This is a genomic window from Arthrospira sp. PCC 8006, from assembly GCF_046480465.1.
Taxonomy (GTDB): Bacteria; Cyanobacteriota; Cyanobacteriia; order Cyanobacteriales; family Microcoleaceae; genus Limnospira; species Limnospira platensis.
Genome location: NZ_PKGG01000674.1, coordinates 1 through 235, shown reverse-complemented (window position 1 = coordinate 235; position 235 = coordinate 1). Strand labels below are relative to the sequence as shown.

General features: G+C 68.9%; 1 protein-coding gene. It reads right to left on the bottom strand.

Going from position 1 to position 235, the window contains the following annotated elements; genetic code table 11:
* The coding region (locus tag B9T16_RS29825) for a hypothetical protein (RefSeq protein ID WP_410246510.1) at window positions 1-235 on the bottom strand (235 nt) is incomplete at both ends.

The following is a 235-nucleotide window of genomic DNA, read 5'->3' as shown; positions in this document are numbered from 1 at the left end:
GACAGCGCCTCGACCGATCCGCCGCCCGCATTGGCCTCGACCGCGCCCGATCGGCGCATGTCCATCAGCATCCGCTTTTCATCGGCGCCCATGACCAGCGCTCGCACGTCCGCGAAATCCTCGCTCAGCCGATTCTTGGTGTAGGGCACGCTGGCTTGTGGCCGGCCGCCCTTCGTGCCCGGCGCATGGCCGCGCGTGCGGAAGATCGGTGCATCGTCGAGCAGCGTCACGCCCA